This is a genomic window from Mesoflavibacter zeaxanthinifaciens DSM 18436, assembly GCF_000422365.1.
Classification (GTDB): domain Bacteria; phylum Bacteroidota; class Bacteroidia; order Flavobacteriales; family Flavobacteriaceae; genus Mesoflavibacter; species Mesoflavibacter zeaxanthinifaciens.
Genome location: NZ_AULQ01000002.1, coordinates 158,442 through 183,773, shown reverse-complemented (window position 1 = coordinate 183,773; position 25,332 = coordinate 158,442). Strand labels below are relative to the sequence as shown.

The following is a 25,332-nucleotide window of genomic DNA, read 5'->3' as shown; positions in this document are numbered from 1 at the left end:
ATGTATAACAACTTATTTAAAACCATTAGAAAGTCATATTTTACAGGAACGTTATTAACCTCTCTTTTAAGTAATGTTATAGTCTTTGGTCAGCCTATTCAGCAAATGACTCAAAGAATCAACCAACTTGAGACCTTTGACAACTACTCAAACTATGCTTATGTTTCAAGCTCTAATTTTGAAGAAAAAACATCCTCTGTAGTACCTGCTTTTTCCAATAAAGAGAAAGTTAAAACACTCAAAAAGAATACTTCAACAGTTTTTTATGCACTGGAAGAACAAGCTGTAATAGGTATAACTACTGAGATTGAAAAGGAGAATCCTCGTGATAACTTTTTCACGTTAATACTTCCTGAATCTATAGATTTAGAGAACCATGATGTTGTATTAAAATATGAGGTTTATGGTGTTTCAGGTGCAGAACAAACTGCGAAAAGTATAAATAGTAACGATATTTATGGAGGTCAAGTTATCAAACTAAATGATACTTGGATTTCAGTTGAAGAAAATTTACCTAAATCCTACCTTAAAACAGGGAAAAATGAAATTTTCTTTAATCGAAGAGCTGATAAAAACTATCTGTACAAGGTAAAAGATTTAAGAATTGAATTAGTTAATAAAAGCTCCAATAAGGTTTTTACCACTTCAAGTTCATTAACTAATTATAAAGATAAGATTTATCTTTCAGGGTTTGTTGATGATAATATCAATCAAATTGAGGTTTTGGGTGAGATAATACCTATTAAAGATGGAATGTTTGAAGCCATTTTAAATGAAGTACCTAAGAATACAAGAATATTGTCTATCAATTATGGTAAAAACCTTAATAATAAAGAAGAAATTAGAGTCACTTATAAAGACGAGACTATTGATTACGCTTTTTCTAAAAAAGAGAATACAGATAATAAAGTAAATAAAAACAATATGTTAGGCGTTTTATCCCTAGATGCACTAACTATACAAAATACTGTAAACACTTCAGGTTTAACAGATAGCCAATTGCAGATTGAGGGGATAAATTTTGAGGAATTACGACCTGTTAATTCCGATGTTGTCAATGTGACATCAGGACAATTCTTAGGATATAGACTTAAGACGCTTATCAAGAATGACAGTGCTGATTTTGAATTGCAATTAAAGTATGACAAGTCAAAAATACCAGATGGTTATACAGATAAAGATGTGCGTACCTTTTTCTTTGACAAGGAAAAAAGGGAATGGGTTACCCTGCCTGTAGAGAATTTGGACTATGAAAACAGTGTAGTTGTCACAAAATACAATGGTGATACGGACTACATAAATGGGGTTATTAAAGTGCCAGAAATGGCAGAAACATCAAGTTTTACCCCAACCACCATTACTGATATGAAGTATGCAGATCCAAGTGCGGGAGTTGTGAGCATTGCTCCCCCAAGCCCTAACTCTAATGGTAATGTATCTACAAGTTTCCCTATAAAACTACCAACGGGAAGAAATGGTATGATGCCTAGTTTGGGCATCAATTATAATAGTGAAGCTGGCAATGGATGGATGGGTGTTGGATGGAATCTCCAATTACCTGCTATAACATTGGATACCCGTTGGGGAACACCTCGATTTGAATCTTCTAAAGAATCTGAAATTTATCAAATGAATGGTGAAACTATGGTAATGAAAGTTGGAAGTGAATATACCAATCCACACCGACATCAAGCTGATATTCCACGCTCATCCAATAGAATATTTTATCTTCGAAACGAGGGAAGTTACTTAAAAATAGTACGCCAAGGTTCAAATCCAAGTAACTACAAGTGGGAGGTTACCGATAAATATGGAAATAAAAGTTTCTATGGAACGGTTTCTAACACTGTCATTCGAGATGCTTCAATAAGTTCTGGAAACATCACACATTGGGCATTATATAAAACACAAGATCCTTACGGGAATTATGTGATCTATGAATATGATAAAGGAATAGCAAATACTAATGAAACCAATGGAGTTACAGCTCAATATTTTTACCCTAAAACTATCAAATACACATTAAAGGGAAGTTCTAATCCTAATTATTATCAAGTAGATTTCTTAAGAAAAGATTACAGTCTTGGAACAGGAGGCAGTGTCAACCGTACTGATGTTACCTTAAGTGCAAGAAATGGAGTCATGATGGCGGAACACGAACTACTTACAGAAATTAAGGTTTCTTATTATGATGGACAAACCAATGCCATTAGAGGCTATCGCTTTGACTATGTCGAGTCAGCGTTTAAAAAAATGCAGCTAAATAAGATTTCAGAATACGATACAGAAGGAAATCTTTTTTATTCCAATACCATGGAGTATTATGATGAGATAGGAACAAACCCATTAGTCAATAACATCTCTGTAACTTGGAATGGAACCTCAGATACTGTAGGATCTCCACTTTTAGATATGGCTCCTAGTGGCACTCCTGTGCCTACGGGTTCTGCTTTAGGGACAAGTACAACCAGCGGATTTTCTGCGGGATTAAGAACTGGAGCTGGGATTGGTTGGCAATCTACAAGTGTAAACAATACACTTGGAGGGTCATACAATTATAGTCAAGCTAAAGAAAAAACCAGAATTAGCTTTTTGGATATCAATGGAGATGGATTACCAGATAAGGTCTATAAACCTAACTCAGGAGGCTTAAAATACCTACCTAACTTAGGGTATGTTGATGGTCAAGGTAGTTTTGGTTCAGCACTTTCTGTGGGGTGGAACGAACTTGATGAGACCAAATCCAAGACAAATACAACTGGTGTTGATGCTAATCTATTCGGTGTAGTAGGAGCTGGAAAAAGCTGGAGTACAACACGAACTGCTACAGATGGTTATTTTACTGATTTTAATGGCGATGGACTTCCTGATATAATAAACAATGGCTCGGTAAGATTTAATACAACTTACGCATGGGAAACACCTACTAATACAGCTTTTAGTATACTGGCTGACAACACCTCTAACCCTATTGTATCAGGGTCTATTAATCCATCATTGATAGATAATTTAGATTTAGAGACCAAAGATGAACTTAGGGAAGAGCACTCGCAATTTGATCATGTGAAAGTTTGGAAGGCACCTTATAGCGGAAATATAAATATTCAAGGAGTTGCTAAATTAATAGCTAAAAACAATTGTGGAAGTTCAAATGAACCTAATCAATTCAAACTAACTATTGAACGTGCAACGAATGGGCAAAGTTCAGGGACAGCTAGCCAAATTTCAAATGGCACCTTAACTAATGTTAATCAAACAATTTCACTTAATGTTTCTCAAAGTAATGTTACAAAAGGAGATTTGTTCTTCTTCAGAGTTCACAACAAGGTATATGGCTGTGGTGGTGAAATAGAATGGAATCCAGTAGTTACCTTTACATCATCATCTAACATTCCCAATACTACCAATGAGCATGATAAACAATTTAGGGTTTTTAATGCGGAAGATGACTATATGATGAACAATGGAGGAAATTGGAGTCCTGATAAAGAGGATAATAGTGTGGCCATCAACTGGAATTTACCGAATTTTAACCAATTTCAATTTTCAGATAATGTCCATTTCAGGATAGAGAAAACAAGGACACAACATAACAATGACCCTAATGATGATAATTATGGTGAGATTGTTGGAACACCTCAAACTTGGACTTGGAGCAAAACCTATAACCACCAAAATGGAAATATCTCTACTTCAAGTTTACCATCAGGATTTTACGGTACGTCAAATCAGTTTGCTAATGGCAGTTTGTATAGCTATGAATACCGTTTTTATGTTGAAAGTGACTCGAATGTGCAATGGGATGAGATAAATTGGCAACCAATCATTACTGGAAGTACGTCAGGCGCACATTATGCTCCAACCAACTATACACCTTTTGACAGTAATATTAACCAAAGTAATTACAAACTTTATGGCAGTAGTTTCCCAACTCCAAATATTGATGCTAATGTTCCAAATGATGGGGATAATCCTTTACTTAGAATAAGCCACAATATGTTTGGTATTGACTATAGTCAGTTTATTGTTGGTATTGAGGATGTACAATTTCCAATAAAAGTTAATTGGATTATTAAAGAAGAGATTAATTCCGTTTCAAGAGTGTTGCATAAACGTACTTTTTATCTTCACAGAAATAATTGTTATGATCCTCCGTTTGGACAACCAGATTTTTGTACCTATACTTATAGAACTTCTAGCTCACCGACCAGTTCAGAAATAAACACATCAAATTCCTATTACGAACCTTACTTTCAATTTGACCTTTCCAAGGATAAAGTACAAGAAATCAAAAATGGTTCAGGTAATGTATATGCTTCTTTTTATATAGAAAATCCTGAATTTGGTCAAGGCAATAATGCTGATATTAGTATTGTTTTGCATCCTAATGAAACTGCAAACTATTCATTTAGCACCCAAATTTTGGACAGCCCTTTTATGGCTAAGCAACCAGCTTTCTATGGGTGGACGTACCGTGGTTGGGGTCAATTTTTATATAATGGAGGGCTTAAATTCCAATATGATGATGAAGGCGAAATCATTCCTACAATACCACCAACGTATTTTGATGGGGCTATTGATATGTCAGTCTTTAACTATGGAGCTGATCCAAACCAACTACAAAATGATATCGACTCAGCTAATCCAGATGATATGGATTTGAATGATACAGCAATTCGATACTCATTTTATACTCAAGTAAATGAATTCAATAAATATGAAAACGTAGCAATAAAACACAAGTTCAATACTTCTTCTAATGAGTACATTCCAGCTAGTTTTGGATTTAATAGTGGCAATCAATTAACCGTATTGTTGGGACGATTTGCAGAACCAAATATATACGACTTATGGACTGATCCTCAGACACTAATTAATGGTAGTGCCTTTGTTGGACTAAAACAACGTTCAAAATCCAAGGGTAAATCAACCTCAGGAAATGTAGGTATAGGACCAGCTGGTGCTTCAGGAACAATTAGTGAAGCTAATTCGAAGGTGCTTAACCAGTATATTGATCTCAACGGTGACAGATACCCTGATATCGTTACAGATGGGGATATACAATTTACTGGAATGAAAGGAAGTTTATCAAACCTAACCATTGGCAACAACTTTGTATCGGGTGGAAAAAGTAAGGACGATACAGTTGGTGTCACTATTTCTGGAGTCGCACCCAACTCAACAAAATCCGATAACAACAATAACACGAGAACCAATGTTAACTCAGGGATAAATACCAGCAATGGAAACTCCTATAATAATAGACAATGGAGTGATATTAATGGAGATGGTCTTACAGATAGAGTTACTATAACTAAATCTGAAATCAGGGTACAACTCAATACAGGCTACGGTTTTGCTAACGAAGTGGTTTGGGGCTCTGGTTACAATGACTTATATGTAAGTACCAGAAATAATATTGGTGTTGGAGGTGGTCTTGGCGGAAATTTTAATCCAAACGCATCTTGGGCAGCAGGGTTTGGTGCAGCGGAAAGTACCGCCAATCTTAACGCTACTTTGATTGATGTCAACTCAGATGGTTTACCTGATTTAGTAGAAAAAACAGGGGCAACATATAAGTTCTATCTAAATAATGGAGTTAGTTTTGAGTCTACTGCGCAACAGACATTTTATAATGGAAATATAGATAGAGATGTATCATTTTCAGGAAATATATACGGGTCATTCACGGCTGGATTTGTCATTCCAATTTATGTAGTAATAGGAGTAATTCCACTTAAATTCACTTTTACACCTACCGCTGGAGTAAATGCAGGGGTAAATGAAAAAAGAATAACAGTACAAGACATCGATGGAGATGGTTATCCTGATGTGTTACAAGCAGGCAATGACAATGGAGATGTCGTAGCTAAGCTTAACAAAATTGGTAAAACCAATTTACTTAAAACGGTTAATACGCCTTTAGGAGGAAGTTGGACAGTTGATTATAAAAGAGAAGGCAACACTTACAATTTACCTCAAAACAAGTGGGTATTGAATGAAATAAAGACCCATGATGGATTTACAGCTGATTCTAATTTTGGACCAGATGAAACATTGACCACTATAAGTTATGAAAACCCTAAACATGATCGTAGAGAACGAGAGTTTTTAGGTTTTGGATCAGTCAGAATAGAACAGCGAGACCCCAACAGTCAAAGTCTTTTTCGTTATTCAGTCGCTGAGTACCACAATGATAATATCTATTTAAAAGGTTTAGTAAAACACACTGCTGTATTGGATGCCAGTGATACAATGCTTAACGAAAGCTCAACGCTATATAATGTTATGAACCCTGAAAACCCTCAGGTCAATCTTAATAGTACTGAATCTCAAAACTATCTTCAAACAGGGTTGAGCGAAGATCTATTGGATTATTCTCGTCTATTTGTTGCGCCAGTAAAAACCGTATCCACGACTTATGAAGACGGAGATGGTCTGAGTGTTGAGCAACAGTTCACTGCTTATGACAATAAAGGTAACTTATTAACATATAAGAATTTTGGTGACACCTATACCTCTGCTTCATCTAACGATGCCTATCGTACAGAACTGGAATATTATAATTCAATCACTGGCTTAACCAATAGTATTGGTTTTGTCAAAAAAATACAGGTTAAACGTCAAAGTGATGGGCAATTGTTACGTGAGCGCGAAGCCGAATACAACACCCAAGGTAAATTGACTAAAGTCAAAACAAAACTTAACAGTTCTGATACCAATGAAGTTGACTTATTATATGATTCTTACGGCAACCTTATAAAATCGATACTCCAAAATGGTTTTGAGACTACTGTTGCTTACGATACAACTATTCATACGTATCCAATACAAGTATCAAATTCTTTTAATGAAGTATCTTCTACCAGTTATGATTATCTCTTTGGGATACCAGTATTGGCTACTGATTTGAATGGTCAGCAACTGCGCACACGTATTGATAATAGAGGGCGCCTTGTAGAGGTTACAGCTCCTAATGAAATGCCTAACAGTTGGACAATACGAATGCAATATCAAGGAGAGAGTGTAAATGTACCAAGTTTTAATGGTTCTAATTTTGTACTATCCGCAACTGGAAATTTCCAAGCGATTAACCCTGGAGCCAGTCAACCTACTTCATCAAAGCATTATGCAGTTACTAGACATAATGTAACTCAAGCACAAGGCAATCAATTATTAACTGTAAGCTTGGTAGATGGTACAGGCAGCGCCATTCAGCTTAAAAAAACCTTATATGCAAATACCAATAGCAGCAGTCAGGTGCGATGGCTTGTGAGCGGTAAAGAGAAAAAGGATACTTTTGGTCGTGTTATAGAAGCCTATTTGCCAACGTACCAAACAGGGTACCCTACCAATCCTAACAGTTTACCAACAAGTGCCTTTAATTATATAACAACCCAAAATTCGATACCTCCAACAATCATGAGTTATGACAATAGGGATCGTTTAGTAAGCATTAAACAGCCTGGAGAATCCCAGACAGCAACCACAAGTTTTAGTATTGCAGATGGAATGTTCCTGACCACTGCAACAAATGAGCTAGGTCAGACGTTTGAAACATATACCGATGTTAGAGGGAGGCAGCGTAAATCTGTTCAAAATGGCGAGATATCAACTCTAATATATTACAATGCTATTGATGAAAAAGTTAAAGTCAGGAACCAACAAGGCTATGATTACTTTTATAAATATGATTTAGGAGGAAGAAGAATACAAGAAAGGCATCCTGATAGAGGGCTTTCTACTTATAAGTATGATGCTGTAGGTAATCTACTGGAACGCTCCACTTCAAATTTATTGGTAGATGGCCAGCAATTATCTATAAAATATACCTATGAATACAATAGGTTAAAAGAAGTCCTTTACCCTCAAAACCCAGAGAATAATGTTAAATACACCTATGGTGCACCAAACAATTCAGATGCTGTAGCCAGAAATGCAGTAGGTAGGTTGTATATGCAAGAAGATGCCTCTGGTGTTCAAGGGTTTGGTTATGATAAATTAGGAAACCTTAACAACCATTTACGAGGTGTGGCCGTGGCAGGAAGACATACCTTTTGGTACCATACCCAATGGACTTATGACAGCCACAATCGTGTACAGCGTATTATTTACCCCGATGGGGAAATTGTGGACTATAACTATAATCTAGGAGGTACGCTCAAAAATATTACTAGGACTATTGATGGCATTGTAAACAACGATCCTATAGTAAGTAATATAAAGTACAATAATTTAGGAGAGCGTGCAGAAATAGCCTATGGTAATGGCACAAGTTCTTCATACACTTATGATAATAGAAGACGTCTTAAAGACTTAAGCCATCAGTTTACAGGTTTTGGAATTACCAACCGCTATGGCTATGATGCCTTAAGCAACGTGACTAGTGTTGCCACCCAAAACCCTCAGAACAGTATTCCTGCTACTGGACAACTGGGAGGACCAATAAGCCATACTTACGAGTATGATGATTATAACCGTTTAATACATGCCGAAGGTCGCTATACAGGCCCTAATGATTTGACCGCACCACTATTGGCTCAGGAGTACAGTTTGGATATGGAGTATGACTTGGCTCATAACATTATCAAAAAGACACAATCTCATGTACAAGGGGCAGTAGATAGTTATGCAGGCACCATTGCAACTCCTGAAATTATGATTAAGACCAATTATCATTTGGAATATGGTGGGTACGCTTCGGGTGTAAATGTAGTCCAAAACCAAGGTGATGAGTATGGTTATGTACAGCCACATGCACCAAGGGAGATTATTGAAACTCCTGATGCTTCTGCAACTTTAAATACTGGTGACCCTGATTATAAAAAGAAACTGATTGAATATGATGCTAACGGCAACCAGACCACCATTAAGCAAGTAGTTACTGAAGAGCCACAAAATGCTGCTTACGAAGGTGTTGTCGAGCAGCAAGAAATAACCTTGCAAAAAAACATTTGGGATGAAGAAGACCGCCTACGTGCTGTAGATTTAAACCCAGAAGACAAAAGTGCACACCCTATAGCCGTTTATACTTATGATGCCTCAGGGCAACGTGCTGTACGTTATGTACCAGGTCGACTGGATGTAAGTAGCAATGCCAACAATGTGTCAAAAAACGAGCGAGACGAAGTAATGATTTACCCAAGCCCTTTGGTAACTGCTAAAGCCTTAAGTAAACCTGGTATAGCACCACAAAAAGGAGATTTGGTTAGTAATTACACTAAGCATTATTATATTGGTTCTGAACGCATTAATAGTACTTTGGGAACAACTAAAGACTTAGGGCTGTATCCTCCAAAAATAGAAGGGATGTTCCCAAACATACGTAACCTGGCAAATACCAGTGTACAAGAAGCCAACACAGGTTTAATAGAGACTTATACAGATTTAGAACAGACTATAAACCTTAACGCACCAGTAATTGAGGGCAGTATTACCCGATTTACTCATGATGGTAAAAAATACGACGCCTACTGGTATCACAGTGATCATTTAGGAAGCTCTAGTTATATTACCAACCTTAACGGTGTAGTTACTCAGCATATAGAGTATTTACCTTACGGAGAAACTTTGGTTGATGAACATCAAAATTCTTATAACACACCCTTCAAGTTTAATGGTAAAGAATTAGATTATGAAACCGGTAATTATTACTATGGTTCAAGGTATTACAACCCTAAGTGGTCTGTTTGGTTAAGTGTGGACCCTATGACAGAAAAATACCCAAATAGAAGCCCTTATGAATACACTTTTAGTAACCCAGTAAATTTTATTGACCCTAATGGAATGGAAGGACTACCCCCAGAATACTATATGAACCATCAAGGTTTTTGGATAGATGGAGATTCTAGTTTTGGAGAATATATGGGTAATGTTAAACCAAGTGGAGGTCAAGGAGGATATCTTGAGTTAACAAAAATAAAAGGAACGTATTATCATAAAAACACTTCAAATTTATTTGCAAAAATCGGAAATCTTTTTGGAGGCGATTATGTTGATCACAAACAATATAATCAAGCAGATGAGTCGTTTTGGAATGAAGCACAAGCAAACTTTGTAGGATGGGGTATATTTAAAGCAGGAGGTCTACTTTTTAATATTTTAAAAAGAGCTGGTGGTACTCTTTGGAAATTACCAGCTATTGGACTCGGTAATAGAGGAGTTGTTTATGAACAAATTTTAGAGAAAGCAGGTGTAATAAAAAATAGATTTAAGGCATCTAATTTTAAAACATTTGATGCTTTTTATAAAGGAAAGGCATGGAGTGTGAAAACATTAAATCTTTTAGATGATACATATAAAGAAGCTCCTTCACGAATTTACTCAACTTTTAAGAAGTATCTAGACGATATGATTAATTTTTCAAGTGATACTAAATTAGGACAAACACTAAATAATAGTGATATAAAATCTAAGATTATGGAAGTTGGAATTCCTAGAGGAGCTACTCAAGCTCAAATTAAACAACTTAATAGAGTAATTGAATATGGCGCTAAAAATGGTATTAAAGTAAATGTAAGAGTAATAAAATAATTGATATGTATAAAAGCACATTTATAAGTTTAAAAAAAGATTTTATTAGAATTTATACTGGTTATAGAACTGAGTCTTGGTTGACTATTCACAGCAAACCTATTTATGTTCTACCACTAGGTAGTGATGAATCAGTAATTAAAAAATCCTTAATTGATTGTTTTAATCAAAGTAGGGAAATATCTCAAAAAGAAGAAGATGAAAAATATTATTTAGGTAATGAATTATTGAAATTATTAAAAGAAAAATCATGGAAATCAAGCTATGATGCTAGTACTTGTCAAATAACATACAATAATGAAAATGGATTTATTTTGTATTTTACTAAATATAATAGCAAAACAAAATCCTCTCCTATAATCAAAGAAATTCCGTTATCAATCAAATCTATAGTTGAAATTAACGTTTTTGAAATTCTACAAATTTTAAAAACTATTTAACTGATTTAGGATAAACAAAAATTATAATATGAAGCTATCTAAAAAGGAAAAAACAATATTTTTGAAAATTTTTGGCACTATTTTTTTGTTTCAATCTATAATTATATTATTGAAGAGTTTATTGCCCTCCAATTACAATTCAATTTTTAACTTCTTGGAATCGTTGATAAGCTTACCATTAAGAATTATTCATCCTAGCTACCCATTTTACATAGAAGGATCTGGATTTAAAATAGTTTTTCTAGTTTTAATAAACTTAACAATTCAGTCAATTTTTGTCTTTCTTATTTATAGAGGAAAATCTTTTAAAAAATAGACATTAAATAATAAAAAGGCTATCTAAAATAGATTTAGATAGCCTTTTTAAATTTTAAAGATTAAATTATTTTATTAGCCAAATCTCACAAGCCTTATCAAAACCAACCCAACGATGGTTTTTATCATACCCACGACCAGCCAGTTCATGACGAATCAACTTTTCAAGGGGTATTTTAGCATATAGAATATAGCGTAGTATTTCACCATCTGCTACTGAAAACAGTCCAATAATACTGTCCCAATGTGGTAAGGGGTCCTGATCCATACGGATATGTCTAATATTATCATAACTCATTTCAGAATAGTCTTTAGGTAAAACATTTAAAAACTCCATATCCATTTCTTGGGCAGTTGCTTCTTCGCAAACCGCCCAATTGTTATCAGGACCGTGTAAAACTCCAAAACAAATATTTGCAATACGATATTTGAAATTCAAATACATACAATGATCAATCGCTTTTTGCTTACTATCAAATAAGTCTAAAAAATTATCTTTTTTCATAGCACTATTTCTTTTCCTGTTTGTCAGCTTGTGGCTTTAACACGCGCCCATTTAAGGAAATGATATCCTCTCGGGATGATTTAGGGTCTTTATCTTTTTTTCGCAACAAACGTTGGGTGTTAAAGAGGGAACGACACTTAATGTTAAACTCTGTGTAGTTTACAGCGTCTTCTTTATCCTTCAAGGATTTTACATAAGCATCATAGAGCTGATCATTGGTAAGCTGATTATCCTTAGCTTTTACAATAATGTCATACGCTTTGGAAGCTACGGCGTTTAAGCCACGCTCTGATTCAGAGAAATCAAAACCCAGTATTTCGAGTTCTTTTTTCTTGCTGTCATCAGCATATTTTAACAATACGAACACGTCTTTTTGATAATCCTTAAGACGGTTAACAATAGTTCTTTTTTCTTCTTTGGCATCTTCAATTTTTGTTTCGGTTTCAGCCAATAGGTTTTGGTCGGTCTTGATATTCTCTATCAAGATATCGACAATGTTTGCATTACTCATAGTGTTCTGTTTTAAAAATTTGTATTCAGTTAATTCAATTGCTCTTCCATAGTGAATGGATGGTAAAATCCGACTTACTTCGTTTGGATTCCAAACAAATGCGTTCGAGCTCTTCCTGTGCTTCCTCTTTGGTGTCAAAAAAGAATGAAGGTTGTGTGGTCACAGCATATTTATCCTCGTCTTTTACATCAGAGGTGAAAATAGCAAATACACGTTTGGTCTTTCCATGTTTGAACAACAGGGAATAGTAGTTGCTCACATCATAATCATCCCACTCCTCGACTGGCTTATCCCTTAAATAATGAATGTAAATAGGTATCCGCTCAAAGAATTCAAAAACATCATCCTGCGTTAACTTTGGTACTGCACTGATGTTAGCTTTCCACTGTTCAATAACATACGCAAGTATATTGCTATCATCATTAAGTAGTTCCAGTAATTCAGCATCGGTTTTTTCTGCCAGCATACTCTTGTCATAGTTGGTATGAAGCCACAGCACCATATCCATCAATTCCTTTCTTGAAAATAAATTCAAAAATTCGGCACTTACGTGATTATCTTCATGGCTTTCCAGATTTACCATTAAGGCTTCCAGAAAGTATAAAATGCGTTTACGTTCTTTAATGGTCATAACTATCATCTTTAGGTTCGCAGTGGTTTTCAATGGTCGCCAAAAGATGATCATAATCACCACTCTTGGCTTCCTTAAGAACAGCATCGATTTCTTGTTGAGACCAACCTTCACGTTTGGCCTGTCTTTGGAATACACCCATAATCATAAAGGCATTTCCATTTACGCCAACCAAATCAAGGTCAACGGTTTTGTCAATTACTTTTTTCATAATATTCAGTTTTAAGGATTAAAAAATTAAATTTCAAATGTGCACTAGCATCTATATCTCAAAGTTGGCTGTCAGTACCTCATATTTTGTTTTTCGTTTCTGTCCAGTTACTCCTTTTGTTGCAGAGAGTGTTTTGGTAAAGGTTTTAGTATGCCATCCGTTTTGCTTGATGTAGTCATCCAAAATTTCAGAGGGATAACTACTCAATAAAAATTTTCCTTTCACTTTTGAAAGAGCATCCAAAAGCCTTGTAAAGTCTGCTTCGGTATAGCCACCATAATGTCCCTGATTGGAATTGATGTACGGCGGATCAACATAATGGAAAGCATCTTCGGTGTTATACAATTCTAAAATATTACAGGCATCGGTATGTTCCAATTGAACATTGGCTAAACGTTTAAACACTATACCATCAAAGAGTAGTTTCTTGTTCCGAAAAGCCTTAACTCGCTTCCCATACTTATCAAATCCCCAAGAGCCAATCCGACAGGAAAACCCCATATTGGTAGCGACATAGAATGCCCACGCCTGTTGCAGTTTATTGAACAAGTGTGGCATTCGGTAAATTGTCCATGCCACCGAATAGGTAGCACGAGAGAACAAGGTCGCTTCAATCTTTGCCTTTAGGTTTACAAAATCGGTCTTGCAGACTTCATAGAAGTTAATGACCATGGCATTGGTATCGTTGATGATTTCAGCTTCCGAAGGGTCTTTGGCAAAGAAGATAGCTCCGCCACCAAAGAAAGCTTCGGTATAGATTCTGTGTTTGGGAATCAATGGCAGTATCTCCGATACCATATTGAGTTTTCCTCCATAGTAGGTTATGGGTGTTTTGGGCATAGATAGATAAGTAGGTTAAGTCACTATCACAGCAGTCCTTCGGTTGCAAAAGAGCTAAAGGATTCCGAGGTGATAATGATATGGTCGAGTAAGGTGACGTCCATGAGTTTGGCTAAACGCAAGAACTTTTTGGTTTCCTTGATATCACGAGCAGAGGCGTTTAGATTGCCCCCTGGGTGCGAATGCGCAAGGATAACGTTGACTGCATTGGTCTTGAGTATCAATTGGAAGATGTACTTCATATTGGTCTGTACGCCCAGTGTCGTACCACTGGCAACCTCACTGATGCCAACAATACGATTGGCATTGGTCATGAGGATGACCCAAAAATGCTCCCGTAAATCCAATTGTTTGGAGTTAACGAACATTCTTAACACCGTATCGGTATCTTCGGGATTACAGATAGCGTACATCGAATCAAAGAAGGGACGTTTGTAGTGGAGTTCGATTTCACAACTACTCAAGACTAGTGTGCTTGGTACAAGTGGTTTCATAAATATTCTGTTTAAGGTTCATACTTTGGGTGCAGTATGAACCAAGCACAACTTTTAAAAAAGACGGGATTATGGCGGGAAATCCAAAAACAACACAGATTTGTAGTGTATGCAAGTTGCGGAGAATCCTTTGCTTGGTTTTCCATCTATCATAAGCTTTAAGTAGATGTCAAAATTTTCAAGATTGGTAAAATCAGAAGCTACAAATTCAGGTATAAATATCTGCTCAAGATATTTGGCATCTGCCTGTCCAGTTCTAAAGGAAATAATAGTCCCTACATTACCCAATACAGCATTTCTGATATCGGCATCCAATTGATGCAGGTATTGGTGTGCCATAACCAGCAACACCTTAAACTTCCGCAACTCGGAAAGCATGGAAGCGATGGACTGGGTGGTATAATTTTGGAACTCATCCAAAAAAACCGCTACAGGTTTTCGATTGTCTTCTGCTATATCGATTCGAGAGAATGCAGCGTTCATGATGGAATTAAGCAATAGGGAACCGATGATATGTGAGGTGTCGACACCCAGACTTCCTTTGTTCAGATTAACCAGTACTATTTTATTATTATCCATGGCATGACGAAGCGATATCTCATGTTCATTCTGGATCAAGAACCGCTTAATTGCTGGATGCACCAAAAAGGCACCAACTTTGTTTAGAATGGGAATGATGTCGGTTTTTGTGTATTTTTCAAATTCTTTATCCCAAAATCGTTTTACATCGTCGTTGACGATATTATTGATACACTGCTTACGAAAGGATACATCATGAATGATTCTGATAATATCGGTAAAATCTGCTTTCTCCTGGTCTAATAAGGTCAGAAGGATATATCGTAAAATATGTTCTAATTTCACTCCCCAAGCACCTTTCCAAAGTTTCTTGAAGGTGTCCAGTATTCCAGAAGCGACTAATGAGCGTTTTTCATATGACACTCGTTTTAAGGGGTTATAGCGATAGTGCATATTGGGATTGGGAATATCAAGATGGATAAGATCTTGTTCTCTTGATTTTGGGATATGTGCAAGAATCATATTTATAAGATCCCCATGCACATCAAAAACACAGACTGCTCGTCCGTGAATGATATCCTGTAAAATGAGTGTCGTTAGTAAGTTGGTTTTACCAACACCTGTTTTTCCAAGTATATAGGTATGGAGCAATCTATCCTTTTGATAGATACCGAAGAGCTGACCTTCTTCCCTAAAATTGGTCTTGGCGAAATAACTGACGTCTTTGTTTTTGTATTCATTGAGCATACAAAGCTAGTATGACAAGCCCACCAAAACACAAAAGGCATGATAATGTAGAGCCATACATATTCACGTCTTTTGGAGTTTAAAATGGGGAGTTATTATCGTTTTGTTATGAATACAAACAACAGTAAAGTTATTAGCAATTTTATAAGAAATATATGTAGCAAGAGAGATGAAGAACAGCAAAAGCAAGCTGAGCTAAATTTCTTGAGATATATTAATCTAGCTGAAAAAATCAATAACCGTAAAAAGCTTCTTGACTAAAAAAATAGTCTTCAGTTACACTTAAAGTGTATTAATTATTCGCCTCAACTACAAATTATTATGAAACAAGTATATGGATACATTCGTGTATCAGACGTAAAACAAAAAGAAGGAACTTCATTGATTGAACAAAAACGTATCATCAAAGAATTCGCAGAAAAAAATAAACTGAATATTATTCACATCTATGAAGAAAATAAGACCGCTGCAAAGAAAGGGCGTCCCTTATTTGAAAAAATGATGCAGAATCTGAAGGATTATAAAGCAGATGGTGTTATAATTCACAAAATAGATCGAAGTGCCAGAAACCTTCACGATTGGGCAAATATTGGCGACCTTATCGATATGAATATTGATGTGTTTTTTGCTCATGAGAGTCTTAATTTAAATGAACGAAGTGGTAGATTGTCGGCAGATATTCAAGCTGTTATGGCATCTGATTATATTAGGAATTTACGCCAAGAAACCATTAAAGGGATGTATGGTAGACTAAAACAAGGATACTATCCGTGGGAAGCACCTATTGGATATAACGACAATGGAAAAGGGAAGATCAAGACAATTAATCATGAACAAGCAGATTTAATACAACAACTTTTCAATCTTTATGTTCAAGGAGAATATAATGCAAAAGCTTTATCAAAAAAGATGGAAGCTCTTGGCTTAAAGAATAAGAGGAATAAGCGTGTCTGTAAAAATGGAATTTTAAGGATACTCAAAAATCCATTTTATATTGGGCTTATAAAAATTAAAGGAAAAACATATAGAGGAAATCATACCCCTATCATTGACCCTCGTGTATTTAAACAAGCTCAATTAAAAATCGAAGGAAGGCTGACCAGTAAGGGAATGATTCATAATTACTTGTTCAGAAAAAAAATTCGTTGTGAACTCTGTAATTACATAATGTCTGGTGAGATGCAAAAGGGCTGTGTCTATTACAGGTGTGCGACTAAAGGGTGTCCTACAAAAAGTATTAGAGAAGATTTGGTGGAGCACCATGTTAAAAATATTCTGAAAACGATTTCTTTGAGCGATAAAGAAATTCAAACTCTAAAAGAAGTCCATACAGAAAGTAAAAATGATTGGGTGAATACACAAGAAAACATCGCTCAAGGGATTACATTAAAGATAGGTCAGCTAGAATCTAAAGAACAAAAGCTAATTGATATGTATTTGGAAGATGTAATTGATAAAAATCGTTATAACAAACAAAGAGCCAAAATTCTTTTGGAATTACAGGAAAATAAAGCTAAAAAGAATCAACTCTCAAGCTCCAAAGATCAAATTTTAGAAGAGATAGACAATTTCCTCGAACTTTGTAAAAGCCCAATAAATATATACAATTCAGGGATTGTAGAAGAAAAACGGGAATTACTGGAAATAGTAACCTCGAACCTTACCGCAAATCAAAGAAAGCTAAGTTTTACAATGGTTTCTCCATATCGAGAACTAGCTTTTAGGGACACTTTATCATCAAGCGCCCCAGAACGGGACGGTCAACGAATATTGTATGGTAAAATTGTCTATTCGGACAAAAATACGTCATCTGTCGTTCCAAAGCCAATGAATAAAGAGCAAATAAAGCTGTTTTACAAGTTTCTCTGCGGTTGTGCCTCTACTTTAGAGAAAATTAATTCTGCAAAAGACTACTATGCGCTACAAACAGACGACCCAAACGCCTAACGAAGTGTTTGATGTCCACCTGACAGAGCTGACCTTTTCAGAATTGAAAATGCTACTGCACATCATCCGCAAGACCTACGGTTGGGTACTCAAAAACGGAAAGCGCAAAGAAAGAGACCGCATTACCTACAGACAGTTCCACAATAACACGGGCGTTTCCCTACGATCCATTCCCGATACGGTGCAATCCCTAATTCTCAAACAGCTCATTCGTATTACAGACTATCATGGAAACCTGCTCCACACACCTCAAGAGCGCAAGGGAAAGACACGCATCTATTACGCACCTTGTTTTAAAAGATGTGCAAAAAACGCCCAAAAGGTAGGCAAACAGAAGCGTCAACCTATGCAAAATAAGGCATATAACAAAACTAAAGGTACAAAACTAAACAGACAAAAGAAGTTATCTCAACTCGGACGACAATCGGACTGGGAACGCATTCAAGATATCTTAAGCAAACGAAAATAGGTGCTTTTCTATGCATCAAATCTTGATTATAATACACCTTATGACTATCAAGGACTACGAAATTTCAAAAGATGTTTTTAACCGATACAAAAAAGCATTTGAAGAACTTTTAAGCGAACGATATTTTGAGATGTTACGTTTACAGTTGGAAGAGGGAAAGAATTTTTCTGAAGTTGCAGAACACTTTGATATATCTGCCACTCGTGTAAAGCAAATATTAGCAAGGTCGTTTCAAATTTTAGAAAAGGCAGGGTATGTGGGCAAACGTACCGTTATTGAATAAAATAGAAATTCATATTGAAATTATTTTTACTATTACTGTATTCAAAGAAGTACCCTGAGCCTTTATTTCAATAAAGGCAGATGCTACTTTATTAAAACAGATATAGAACTAACAAAACCTATTCTACTTTAAAGGGTGTTTTCATGCGTTTTTCAATTGGATGCTAAACGCTAAATGTGGCTCATTTAGAACCATGCATTCGTAGTGATTCAAAAGCTTATTAAAAGCTGTTTATTCATAACATATTAGTCGTACCACAGTATACACATCTTTTTCACAGAATGTTGTACGACCGCGAAAAAAATTGTCCATATGGACAATTTTACACGTCATAGTAACGTCTTTTGCTATCTGGTGAGATTTTTTAAAATGGATAAGGCGGTGAGAGATTAACCCTCACCGCCTTATCTTTTTATATGAATAAACCAACACATCTCTTAAAGCAGATTCGTACCGATGCCGATGTCACGCAACAGGATGTTGCCTTTTTGCTGAACATAGACAAAGGCAATCTCAATCGATATGAGACTGGAAAACGAAGTCCAACCCCAGAAATATTATTGATGTACCATATCCTCTTCGGAGTACCGATATCAGAACTCCTGTCGCCTCAACTAAAGAACATACGGAAACAACTGATACGCCGAAGTGCACTACTCCATACTCAGAACAATCCCAAGCATACCCTGAAGAGTATTAATAGTATAGCATATATACAGGCAATTGTCAACCATCTTAGCCAAGAAAAACTGTATGACGCTTAAGGATAAAACTTCTGATAGAGAACAAATAGTACTCAGTATTTATCCAAACGCCATCGGTTTTGGCTTTGCTGTTATGAGCAGTGCGCTCACCGTCTTGAGCTCAAGAGTGGTTCAGGTCAAGCCAGTTTCAAACAGACTGGCAATGAAACGCATCCGAGAGATTATAAATTACTATGAGCCAAAAATTATTGTTGTAGAAGATTACAAGGGTATTGGTTCTCGAAAGTCAAAACGTATTCAGAAAATGATTGATACCATTTCTCAGTATGCACACACAAAACACTTAAAAACCTATTCTTATGCTCGCTCTCATATACGTTATGTGTTTAGTAACTTTAATGCACATACCAAATATGAGATTGCCTGCGTAATTGCCGAAAATGTAAAAAATATGGAACACAAGCTTATGACTCCACGAAAGACCAGTGAATCGGAAAAGTATATGGCGGGAGCTTTTGATGCAGTCTCACTTGGAGTAACCCATTTTTATATGGAAAATTAAAACACCTTATGGTGTTTTTTTGAAAGGAGGTTTTATTTAGAATCTTTGTTCTTATCCCCAAAAAAGTTTTTTGAAAACTCATCCTGTTCAACTCCAATAGGAAATAAGACATAATACCATAGGCATTTAAACAAATATATTATATATCTTACGTGATATGGCAACTTTCTTTTTCTCAACTATTTAATATCTTTAAGATAACGATTAATAAATTGTAAAGCGTTTATACCTAGTTTATTGTATTCAATTTTAAGGTTTTCCTCACTAATTTTTTTTATATTATTTTGACTAGCAAAGAAGTTATATAAAATAGACAAAGAATTCCTTAATTCATTAAGTTTTTTATTATCTAAAACTTTAATATTATTATTAACTGCTACATCATTATGTTTTATAGGGTTTGGTTGCCAACTAACTCCAAAAATTTGACCTTCATATATGTACTTTCCTTTAAACCATTCAAATGAATGATATAACTGTTCAACATCAGATTTAGATACTTTATTTGTTTCGAGTTTTTCAGATTTGGCTTCTAAAATCAAATATACATCATTAGAACCCCATAAAACATCAGGCCCTTCATTTATTTCTTTTTCTGGACGTGATGACATAAAACCTAGTAATTTTCCTAATCTATTAAGTGCATTTTCAAAATCTTCAGCTTCATTATTAGGGTCGTAAATCAAGTTATTATTAATTTCTGTTATATATAAAAGTAAGTCATTGATAGATGAAAATGAATGTATAAAATTTAAAGCATTAGAAAATTGATCAGGAATTTTTTGAAGTTTCCATTTTTTATTAGATAAAAAAGGCAAGGGCATTCTTGAAGTAATTGCTTTAGATTTTATGAGATAATCATTTGATTGATTTTTATCTTGAGGATAAATAATATTAGCAAAAATTTGATAATACCAAGCTTTTTCAATAGGTGTAGTTTCATCATTCATCATTTCTTTAGCAATTTTTAAGGCAGATTGATATTCACCTTGTATAAATTTTAAAATTGCATTTTTTTCGCTATTAAAAACTTTTAATTTTTTAGTCCTTGATAGCGAATTTTTTTCTAGATTCTCGTCCATAAAATTTTGATAATAGCTTTTCCAATCTTCATCTTGATTTAAACAATAATTACCAATCTCAACAATTTTGTCTACTACATTTTCATCATCTAGTTTTTGTCCTTCCATTAATGAAAGACCTAATTCTAGTTGGGTTTTTGTATGCGAATTAAAAAACTCTAAATTACGTTTTTGGCGAAGAAATCTCAAAATATGCCTTCCCATTAAATATATAATACTATAATCGTTACTAGATCTTACACTTCTACCCATTCCTTGCTCAATGGTTTGTGCTATAATATTTGCGCTTGTTTCATGATGAATATCTTCAAAGTATTGGTCTCTAATAAACTTAAATTTTGGATGGTCATGTATAACAAGGACATTACAAGAATCTCCGCTTAAATCAATACCTTCATATCTGTTAACAAACACTACAAAATTACCTCTAGAGGATTTCAGTTTTTCTATTATATCGCTTATATTTTCAGTTCTGGCAATTTCTGCACCTATTTTCTCCCACTCATCAGCAACCTTCCAACTTGGAACTAGAACAACAACATTTTGATCATTTTTTATATGTTTATCTAAAATATTTAACTGATCCTTATTAGAGATATTATTATAATACCTTTTAGGAGCTAATATTAATCTTTGCCCATAATCCTTTCTATCTCTTGGGACTATTGGGTTTAATAATGATTCGATTGAAAAATTTAAATCTTTTAGTATTGAAGAATCATTAACAAAAGTTGCTGAGAGAGCATATTTAAATTTTGTCGAGTTGTATGTAATTATATTTTGTGAAAAAGATATCATAGGGCAAATTTCCACCCTTTGAGCATTAAAATACATTTCATATTGTAATAGGTTGTTTTGCATTAAATCCCATTTAAAAAGTAATGTTTCTTTTTCATCAATGTAATTAACTAAAAGGCTTGTTACGTTATCTATATTGTCTAACCAACTCCAAAAAGGAACCTTCATATAATAATGAGGAACAGAAGATTTAATTGCTTCAAAACTACCCATTGATTGTTTCTTTAAATCAATTTTAAATAGCTTTATTAATTTTGAATATAATTCATGATCAGAGGGTATTTTTACTGTAAAGTTATCTTTAACTTTTTCAACACATCTATGTGCATCATCAATTACTAATCCTATAGGCTTTATTTTGTCTCTGTCAAAAATATTCTTTCCATTGAACATTTTGTTTATTGTGGTAATTAATACAGATTCTGCATTAAGAAAGGACTCAGGAAAATCATTCTTTTCATCAATAATTGATGTAGGAATGTTATAATTTTTAGACTGCTCTATTACTTGATTTAAAAGTTGATTATCAGGACACAAATAAACAACAGGTTTATTATGTTCTAACATTTTAGAATATAGAATTAATAAACCCACAAGGGTTTTACCTGCTCCAGTGTTCATTTTTATTAGAAGCTCATTTTCTTCTCTTCTCTTGTGCCATTCTTTTAAAACTTCTTCTTGCACTCCTCTTAAATATCCATATAACTCATCTTTTGACAAAGAATCATAAAGTTTAAGAGGTTCTATTTCTAATTGTCGTTTTTTTAAAGTTTTATTTTTTTGTGCAAAAAAATTCATACTATACCGTTATTTGATTTTTAAAGATATGATTTTTAATTCAATTTATTTCTTACTCTCTTTATATATGGATTTTATTTTACTACCTATCATTATAATTGATTTGTTTTTAATATCTTTATTTTCAATAATTTTAATTTATGGGAAAGAAATCTACACGTACTCACTTGTCTCAAATGGAAACTGAATGGAATAGGTTTTGGAAAAACTTTTGGTCTGGAACAAAACCTATTATTGAAGAATCTTGGTGTCAAACAGGAAGAATTTCAGTTGGTTTAAAATCTCAAATAACCCAAAGTATTAACAATATAATTCCTCATCATGATATTTTTAAAATTGGTAAAACAGGAGATACATATATAAGGAGTGATAAAAGAGATTATAGAAATAATTACTCATTTATGTATTTACTTTATAAATCAACAAGCCCAACTTTTGTTTCAAAACTAGAAGAGTATTATATTGAAAAATATATGAATTCTCATTTTGAAAAAAACCAAAACAAAAGAATAAAAGCCCCAGGAAAAAGAATGTATTCTTATGATGGATATTATTATTTATATATGGTATGTGCAAATAAAGACTAAACATATTTTACTAATTCATTCCTTTTAACGTATAGTGTTTTTACTTGTAAATAATTTAATACAGGCATCTTAATGTATACTTGTATTTTATTTCAAATTAACTGTTTTTTAATTTTAAACCACAAATACTATTATTTTCTACAGTTATAGTTTTTTATTATTTTAAATAAATATATTTGTTTTAGACCTAGTAGTATAAAAGACATTTATTTTTTCTAAATTCCTAAAAACAGAATATCTTGATATTCTTTAACTTTTAATAAAAATTCTAAATATTTAGAACTGGAATTATAGAAAATCAAATTAATTTGAAATGAAATTAAATCATCTTTATTCTTTACGTAAAAACTTTATAATAATTGGGCTTACTGGTCGCACAGGATCAGGTTGTACGGCTATAGCTAAACTTCTTTCAGGTTCTTTTGAATCAATAAAAGAAAGTGGATTGAGAGAATTTAATGACTCTAGAACTTTAAAATCAACTTTTTTTAGAAAATATACAATTATCAAAAATTATATTGAAAATAAAAATAATTGGGTTCCATTTGATGTTATAAGCTATAAAAATGTACTTCTTTTAGTTTTGATAAATAAGTATGGAAAAGAAATTTCTAATATTAAAAGTTTACTTTCTAAATACTTTAAAGAATCCCTTTCAGAAGATAACACTTTAGTTATAGCAAATCTAATAAAAGAATTAGAACCTTTAATATCTACTAATTCTAATCTAATTAATAGAATAGTTACTTTAAATAAATTAAAAAATATAAAATTAGAAAAAGATTTAATAGAATTAGAGTCTATTTTTTTTGGAGACGAATTCGATGAATTCAGTAAAACTTTTTTTAAAATTTTACAATCTCAGGGCTATTACAGAAAAACTAATTTTTTACATAATATTGCACGTAATATTAGGAATGGTGGAGAGCTTTTTGGTAATGCGAAAAGAAGTATTGAAAATATATTTGAATTGTCAAGTGTCATAAACAGAATTATAAAAGCTAAAAAGTTTGTTAACGACAAAAATCCTACTAGGATAGTTATTGATTCTTTAAGAAATTCGCTTGAAATAATGTTCTTTAAAGAGAGGTATTCAGGATTTTATATGGTAGCTACTAAGGATGTATTAGATAATTCTGAAGATAGAGTTTTGGATAGATTATCAACAACAATTAATGATGTAGAAGAAAGAAAAAGAATAGCAAAAAAACTGTTTGATTTAGATGCTACAGAGTATAGAACCAAAGATTTTTCAAAAGGTATATTCTCATCTCCTGATGTAGAAAATTGTATTCAAAAAAGTGATTACCATTTACTTAATCTAAAGAAAAAAGATGTCACTAAATTTTTAAAAATTTATGATCCTCCTTATGGAAGAGCAAATTTCTTAACTCGAGAAGAACAATTAGTTAAATTAATAGCTTTAATTTCTCAACCAGGCTTAGTAACCCCAACTTCTGTAGAAAGATCAATGCAAGTTGCAGCTACAGCTAAGATTAACTCTGGATGTATATCTAGGAATGTTGGAGCAGCAATTACAAATTCATCTTTTTATGTCAAATCAATAGGTTGGAATGATGTTGCTAAGGGACATACCCCTTGTAACTTAAGAAATGTTGAGGATATTATTTCTCCTCCATCTGAAGAATGGTTTAATGAAACAGAACATTATAGTCCCTTCGAAAAAGGGAAAGTATCAAATAATTCTTCTTTTAAATATAAAAATGAAACTCCAGGTGATTTTAAGGAAGCTTTAGTAGAATATTTTAGTGAGCCTTTGTCCTTAAAAAAAGAAGACTTGAACGGAAAGCATTGTGCGTTTTGCTTTAAAACTGTCCACAATCATTATGAAGGTGAAGTAAATCAAGTACATACGAGATCATTACATGCAGAAGAAAATGCAATGCTTCAAATAACAAAACTAGGAGGGCAAGGTGTTGAAAATGGAATTTTATTTACAACTGCTAGTCCTTGTGAATTATGTTCTAAAAAAGCTTATCAATTAGGAATTAGGACTATATACTTTATTGATCCGTACCCTGGAATATCAAATGATCAGATACTTAAAGGTGGTAGTATAAAAACTCAACCTAAAATGATTCCTTTCTCAGGAGCTATAGGTGTTGCTTACAATAAATGTTATGACTCATTTATGTCCTACAAAGATGAGGTTACTATGACGCTAGAAATGGAAGTAGATAACAAAATTGCTATACAATTTAAAGAACTACTAAAATCAATTAAAAAGAAAGATGTAAAAATAGGGGAATTACTGAATAAAAGTTACGAATTTAATGATGATGATATAGTTACTATGATGTCAAAAGTTTTAAGAGGGTTTGAGAAATAGGTAATA

The 25,332-nt window shown here is 33.8% G+C and carries 17 protein-coding genes; 9 read left to right on the top strand and 8 right to left on the bottom strand.

All coding sequences use genetic code 11. The features are described 5' to 3' along the window. Both H574_RS14845 and H574_RS0103595 read left to right on the top strand, forming a co-directional pair. The gene (locus H574_RS14845) at positions 1 to 10,533 is read left to right on the top strand and encodes an endonuclease toxin domain-containing protein (protein WP_027879247.1); all 10,533 of its coding nucleotides are present in this window, start codon (positions 1 to 3) and stop codon (positions 10,531 to 10,533) included. Positions 10,534 to 10,538: 5 nt separating this feature from the next. Next, positions 10,539 to 10,973: a hypothetical protein gene (locus H574_RS0103595; protein WP_027879246.1), complete on the top strand. Its 435-nt coding sequence runs from the start codon at positions 10,539 to 10,541 to the stop codon at positions 10,971 to 10,973. A gap of 382 nt (positions 10,974 to 11,355) precedes the next feature. Here H574_RS0103595 and H574_RS0103590 read toward each other — a convergent pair whose 3' ends face one another. The 7 genes from H574_RS0103590 to H574_RS13915 all read right to left on the bottom strand — a co-directional run bounded on the left by H574_RS0103590 (position 11,356) and on the right by H574_RS13915 (position 15,746). Next, on the bottom strand, positions 11,356 to 11,793 hold the full coding sequence (locus tag H574_RS0103590) for a hypothetical protein (RefSeq protein ID WP_027879245.1): 438 nt from the start codon (positions 11,791 to 11,793) through the stop codon (positions 11,356 to 11,358). Between the two features lie 4 nt (positions 11,794 to 11,797). Further along, positions 11,798 to 12,304 (bottom strand): hypothetical protein, encoded by a 507-nt coding sequence (locus H574_RS0103585; RefSeq protein WP_027879244.1) that lies wholly within the window; start codon positions 12,302 to 12,304, stop codon positions 11,798 to 11,800. Between the two features lie 34 nt (positions 12,305 to 12,338). Then, on the bottom strand, positions 12,339 to 12,935 hold the full coding sequence (locus H574_RS0103580; protein ID WP_155912573.1) for a hypothetical protein: 597 nt from the start codon (positions 12,933 to 12,935) through the stop codon (positions 12,339 to 12,341). Next, entirely contained in the window at positions 12,925 to 13,146 is a 222-nt protein-coding gene (locus H574_RS0103575) for a hypothetical protein (RefSeq protein WP_027879242.1), read from the bottom strand. Before H574_RS0103575 ends, H574_RS0103580 begins: the two co-directional genes overlap by 11 nt. Positions 13,147 to 13,197: 51 nt before the next feature. Continuing rightward, positions 13,198 to 13,986 (bottom strand): DNA adenine methylase, encoded by a 789-nt coding sequence (locus H574_RS0103570; RefSeq protein ID WP_027879241.1) that lies wholly within the window; start codon positions 13,984 to 13,986, stop codon positions 13,198 to 13,200. A 26-nt stretch (positions 13,987 to 14,012) separates the two neighbouring features. Next, positions 14,013 to 14,480, bottom strand: a complete 468-nt coding sequence (locus tag H574_RS14540; RefSeq protein WP_081653167.1) for a JAB domain-containing protein — start codon at positions 14,478 to 14,480, stop codon at positions 14,013 to 14,015. 69 nt (positions 14,481 to 14,549) lie between these two features. Next, on the bottom strand, positions 14,550 to 15,746 hold the full coding sequence (locus H574_RS13915; RefSeq protein ID WP_051169818.1) for a type IV secretory system conjugative DNA transfer family protein: 1,197 nt from the start codon (positions 15,744 to 15,746) through the stop codon (positions 14,550 to 14,552). A gap of 321 nt (positions 15,747 to 16,067) precedes the next feature. Between H574_RS13915 and H574_RS13910 the strand changes: the two genes are divergently transcribed. From H574_RS13910 to H574_RS0103535, 5 genes are all read left to right on the top strand, one after another. Next, positions 16,068 to 17,693 carry a recombinase family protein gene (locus H574_RS13910; RefSeq protein ID WP_051169817.1) on the top strand — a complete coding sequence of 542 codons (1,626 nt, stop codon included), beginning with the start codon at positions 16,068 to 16,070 and terminating at the stop codon, positions 17,691 to 17,693. Next, positions 17,662 to 18,162 carry a replication protein gene (locus tag H574_RS0103550; RefSeq protein WP_155912571.1) on the top strand — a complete coding sequence of 167 codons (501 nt, stop codon included), beginning with the start codon at positions 17,662 to 17,664 and terminating at the stop codon, positions 18,160 to 18,162. The genes H574_RS13910 and H574_RS0103550 overlap by 32 nt, the downstream gene beginning before the upstream one ends. A 40-nt stretch (positions 18,163 to 18,202) precedes the next feature. After that, complete coding sequence (locus H574_RS0103545; RefSeq protein ID WP_027879239.1) at positions 18,203 to 18,445, top strand: sigma factor-like helix-turn-helix DNA-binding protein; 243 nt, start codon at positions 18,203 to 18,205, stop codon at positions 18,443 to 18,445. A 416-nt stretch (positions 18,446 to 18,861) separates the two neighbouring features. After that, entirely contained in the window at positions 18,862 to 19,209 is a 348-nt protein-coding gene (locus H574_RS14870) for a helix-turn-helix domain-containing protein (RefSeq protein ID WP_036227047.1), read from the top strand. Between the two features lie 142 nt (positions 19,210 to 19,351). Continuing rightward, positions 19,352 to 19,711, top strand: a complete 360-nt coding sequence (locus H574_RS0103535) for a hypothetical protein (RefSeq protein ID WP_155912569.1) — start codon at positions 19,352 to 19,354, stop codon at positions 19,709 to 19,711. A gap of 179 nt (positions 19,712 to 19,890) precedes the next feature. Here the strand turns inward: H574_RS0103535 and H574_RS0103530 are convergent, their stop codons facing one another. After that, positions 19,891 to 22,389: a DEAD/DEAH box helicase family protein gene (locus H574_RS0103530; protein WP_027879237.1), complete on the bottom strand. Its 2,499-nt coding sequence runs from the start codon at positions 22,387 to 22,389 to the stop codon at positions 19,891 to 19,893. 140 nt (positions 22,390 to 22,529) lie between these two features. Here H574_RS0103530 and H574_RS0103525 point away from each other — a divergent pair, with 140 nt between their 5' ends. Together H574_RS0103525 and H574_RS14795 are read left to right on the top strand one after the other, a co-directional pair. Continuing rightward, on the top strand, positions 22,530 to 22,976 hold the full coding sequence (locus H574_RS0103525; protein WP_027879236.1) for a hypothetical protein: 447 nt from the start codon (positions 22,530 to 22,532) through the stop codon (positions 22,974 to 22,976). Positions 22,977 to 23,289: 313 nt separating this feature from the next. Beyond that, the gene (locus tag H574_RS14795) at positions 23,290 to 25,326 is read left to right on the top strand and encodes a cytidine/deoxycytidylate deaminase family protein (RefSeq protein ID WP_027879235.1); all 2,037 of its coding nucleotides are present in this window, start codon (positions 23,290 to 23,292) and stop codon (positions 25,324 to 25,326) included. Positions 25,327 to 25,332 lie beyond the last annotated feature (6 nt).

What these genes read in the sequence shown, in the direction of transcription:
- H574_RS0103530 (WP_027879237.1), bottom strand. Translation starts at nt 22,389, where the DNA reads ATGAATTTTTTTGCACAAAAAAATAAAACTTTAAAAAAACGACAATTA.
- H574_RS13910 (WP_051169817.1), top strand. Translation starts at nt 16,068, where the DNA reads ATGAAACAAGTATATGGATACATTCGTGTATCAGACGTAAAACAAAAA.
- H574_RS0103535 (WP_155912569.1), top strand. Translation starts at nt 19,352, where the DNA reads ATGAAACGCATCCGAGAGATTATAAATTACTATGAGCCAAAAATTATT.
- H574_RS14795 (WP_027879235.1), top strand. Translation starts at nt 23,290, where the DNA reads ATGAAATTAAATCATCTTTATTCTTTACGTAAAAACTTTATAATAATT.
- H574_RS0103590 (WP_027879245.1), bottom strand. Translation starts at nt 11,793, where the DNA reads ATGAAAAAAGATAATTTTTTAGACTTATTTGATAGTAAGCAAAAAGCG.
- H574_RS0103580 (WP_155912573.1), bottom strand. Translation starts at nt 12,935, where the DNA reads ATGACCATTAAAGAACGTAAACGCATTTTATACTTTCTGGAAGCCTTA.
- H574_RS0103575 (WP_027879242.1), bottom strand. Translation starts at nt 13,146, where the DNA reads ATGAAAAAAGTAATTGACAAAACCGTTGACCTTGATTTGGTTGGCGTA.
- H574_RS0103525 (WP_027879236.1), top strand. Translation starts at nt 22,530, where the DNA reads ATGGGAAAGAAATCTACACGTACTCACTTGTCTCAAATGGAAACTGAA.
- H574_RS0103585 (WP_027879244.1), bottom strand. Translation starts at nt 12,304, where the DNA reads ATGAGTAATGCAAACATTGTCGATATCTTGATAGAGAATATCAAGACC.
- H574_RS14540 (WP_081653167.1), bottom strand. Translation starts at nt 14,480, where the DNA reads ATGAAACCACTTGTACCAAGCACACTAGTCTTGAGTAGTTGTGAAATC.
- H574_RS0103545 (WP_027879239.1), top strand. Translation starts at nt 18,203, where the DNA reads ATGACTATCAAGGACTACGAAATTTCAAAAGATGTTTTTAACCGATAC.
- H574_RS13915 (WP_051169818.1), bottom strand. Translation starts at nt 15,746, where the DNA reads ATGCTCAATGAATACAAAAACAAAGACGTCAGTTATTTCGCCAAGACC.
- H574_RS0103550 (WP_155912571.1), top strand. Translation starts at nt 17,662, where the DNA reads ATGCGCTACAAACAGACGACCCAAACGCCTAACGAAGTGTTTGATGTC.
- H574_RS0103570 (WP_027879241.1), bottom strand. Translation starts at nt 13,986, where the DNA reads ATGCCCAAAACACCCATAACCTACTATGGAGGAAAACTCAATATGGTA.
- H574_RS0103595 (WP_027879246.1), top strand. Translation starts at nt 10,539, where the DNA reads ATGTATAAAAGCACATTTATAAGTTTAAAAAAAGATTTTATTAGAATT.
- H574_RS14870 (WP_036227047.1), top strand. Translation starts at nt 18,862, where the DNA reads ATGAATAAACCAACACATCTCTTAAAGCAGATTCGTACCGATGCCGAT.
- H574_RS14845 (WP_027879247.1), top strand. Translation starts at nt 1, where the DNA reads ATGTATAACAACTTATTTAAAACCATTAGAAAGTCATATTTTACAGGA.